Here is a 2,688-nt window from a genome sequence, read left to right as displayed (position 1 = left end):
GGCGGGGCGGTGGGGCCCCGTGCCACCCGGTCGGGTGCCCCCCGGGCGGCACGTCGCCCCCGCGACCCCGGTCAGTCGACGAGCGCGGTGACGGCGGCGGCCAGCCGGCGGGCGGCGCCGGGCACCCGCTGGTGGACGCCGTCGCGCACCACGTGCCGGCCGGCGACCACGGTGTGCCGGACATCGGCGGCGCGGGCGGCGAAGACCGCCGGCTCCGCCCCCTCGCCCATCGGGACCCCGGCGGTCCTGGGGGATTCGGGGTCGATGGTGATCAGGTCGGCGGGGGCGCCGACGGCGATCCGCCCGCCCTCCGGCATCCCCAGCGCGGCCCAGCCGCCCGCGCAGGCGGCGGTGAGCAGGTCGTCGGCGGTGAAGCACCCCCGGGTCCCGGTGCGCAACCGTTCGTGCATCTCGACCGCCCGCGCCTCCTCGAAGAGGTCGATCACCGCGTGGCTGTCACTGCCCAGGGACAGCGGGCAGCCGGCCGCGACGAGGTCGGCGGCGGGGCCGATGCCGTCGGCGAGGTCCTGTTCGGTGGTGGGACACAGGCACACCCCGGTGCCCGAGCCGCCGAGCAGGTCGATGTCCCCGGGGGTCGGGTGGGTGGCGTGCACGGCGGTGGTGCGGGGCCCGAGCACGCCGTGGTCGGCGAGCAGCCGGGTGGGGGTGAGGCCGGTGGCCGCCAGGCACTCCTCGTTCTCGGCGGGCTGCTCGGAGAGGTGGACGTGCAGCGGGGTGTCGTGGTCCCGGGCCCACCGCACCACCGGGTCGAGCTGATCGGCGGGGACCGCCCTCACCGAGTGCACGGCGGCGCCGATCCCGCCGTCGGGGCCGGGGCGCAGCTCGGAGACCCGCTCGGCCCAGGCGTCGGCGTCGGCGTCGGCGAAGCGCAGCTGGGGCCCCTCGGGAGGACGGCCGAAGCCCGCGGCGAGGTAGCAGGTGTCCAGCAGCACCAGGCGGATGCCGGCCTCGGCCGCCGCCTCCCGGAGGGCGACGGCCATGATGTTCGGCTCGTTGTACCGGACCCCGCCCGGGGCGTGGTGCAGGTAGTGGAACTCCCCGACGCAGGTGATCCCGGCCAGGGCCATCTCCGCGTAGACGCCCACCGCCAGGTCGCGGTAGGCGTCGGGGGTCAGGCGGTCGGCGATCCGGTACATGCCCTCCCGCCAGGTCCAGAAGGTGTCGGGGACCCCGCGCCCGCCCTGTCCCCGACCGCGCAGGGCACGGTGGAAGGCGTGGCTGTGGGCGTTGGCCGTGCCGGGCAGGGTCAGGCCGCGCAGGGCGACGGCGCCGGGCGGCGGGCCGGGCAGGTCGGTGCGCAGTTCGGTCACGCGCCCGTCGGGTCCGGAGGCGATCAGCACGCCGGGGCGCAGGCGGTCGCCCACCCGGGCGTGCTCGGCCCAGTAGGTCTGCGGGCTCAGCGACATGACAGCTCCTCCAGGACATCCGCCAGGGCCGTCACGCCGGCCGCGCGGTCCTCGGCGTCGGCGTGTTCGGCGGGGGCGTGCGAGACACCGGTGGGATTGCGGACGTACAGCATGGCGGTGGGCAGCACGGCGGCGAGGATGCCCGCGTCGTGGCCCGCGCCGGTGGGCAGCAGCGGGGCGGGGCGGCCGTCGTCGTCGGCGAGGACGGCGGCCAGGCGGTCGCGCAGCGCGTGGTCGAAGTCCACGCCGTCGGTGAAGGACTCCCGGTGGACCTCCAGGGTCGTGCCGTCGCGTCGGGCGCGTTCGGCGGCGGCCCGGGCGATGTCGGCGACCAGCCCGTCCAGGCAGGCGTGGTCGGGGGCTCGGGCGTCCAGCCAGCCGCTGACCAGGGACGGCACGGCGTTGACCGCGTTGGGTTCCACCCGCACCCGGCCGAAGCCGGCCAGGGCGCCGGCGAGGCGGGCCTTCTTGCGGGCGGCCAGGACGGTGTTGGCGTACGTGAGCATGGGGTCCCGGCGGTCCTCCAGCCGGGTGGTGCCCGCGTGGTTGGCCTCGCCCCGGAAGTCCAGGCGCCACCGGCCGTGCGGCCACACCGCGCTGCCCACCCCGACCGCCCGGCCGCCGTCCGGCGCGGCGGCGAGGGCGCGTCCCTGCTCGACGTGGAGTTCGACGAAGGCGGCGAGGCGGCCGAGGCGGTCGGGGTCGGCGCCGAGGGCGCCGGGGTCGTGGCCGGCGCGTTCCATGGCGGAGGCCAGGGTGGTGCCCCCGGCGTCGCGCAGCCGGCGGGCCCGCTCGGGGTCCAACGCACCGACGGCCAACCGCGAGCCGACACAGGCGAGGCCGAAGCGGGCCCCCTCCTCGTCGGCGAAGTTGACCACGGCCAGCGGGCGGCGGGGGCGCGCACCGCGCCGGTGGAGCTCGTCCAGCGCGGCGAGGGCGGAGACGACGCCCAGGGGACCGTCGAAGGCCCCGCCGTCGGGGACGGAGTCCAGGTGCGAACCGGTGGCGATCACCCCGCCGGCGGCGGGATCGCCGAGCAGTGCCCACTGGTTGCCGTTGCGGTCGGTCTCCACGGCCAGTCCGCGTTCGCGGGCCCGGTCGGTGAACCAGGCCCGCAGTTCCAGGTCCACGGGGGTCCAGGCGTGGCGGCGGTACCCGGAGGTGTCGGGGTCCCGGCCCAGGGGGGCCAAATCCTCCCACATGCGTTCGAAGGACTCCCCCGTTTGCCAGGTGGCCGGGGGCTCGGCGGCGGGGGCGGTGG

Annotated in this window: 2 protein-coding genes; both read right to left on the bottom strand. The window is 77.6% G+C overall.

Features of this window, described 5'->3' with window-relative positions:
* Positions 1–71: 71 nt before the first annotated feature.
* Positions 72–1,427 (bottom strand): formimidoylglutamate deiminase, encoded by a 1,356-nt coding sequence (locus tag FOE67_RS22130; RefSeq protein WP_182666600.1) that lies wholly within the window; start codon positions 1,425–1,427, stop codon positions 72–74.
* Positions 1,418–2,629, bottom strand: coding sequence for an allantoate amidohydrolase (locus tag FOE67_RS22125; protein ID WP_182666601.1), 1,212 nt, complete (start codon positions 2,627–2,629; stop codon positions 1,418–1,420). Before FOE67_RS22125 ends, FOE67_RS22130 begins: the two co-directional genes overlap by 10 nt.
* Positions 2,630–2,688 lie beyond the last annotated feature (59 nt).

The sequence above is a fragment of the Streptomyces calidiresistens genome, assembly GCF_014141525.1.
Taxonomy (GTDB): Bacteria; Actinomycetota; Actinomycetes; order Streptomycetales; family Streptomycetaceae; genus Streptomyces; species Streptomyces calidiresistens.
Note: the sequence above shows the minus strand (reverse complement) of the source record. Positions and strands in the feature narration are given on the sequence as shown.

Excerpts from the sequence above, each read along its gene's own strand:
- FOE67_RS22130 (WP_182666600.1), bottom strand. The coding sequence starts at position 1,427 with ATGTCGCTGAGCCCGCAGACCTACTGGGCCGAGCACGCCCGGGTGGGC.
- FOE67_RS22125 (WP_182666601.1), bottom strand. The coding sequence starts at position 2,629 with ATGTGGGAGGATTTGGCCCCCCTGGGCCGGGACCCCGACACCTCCGGG.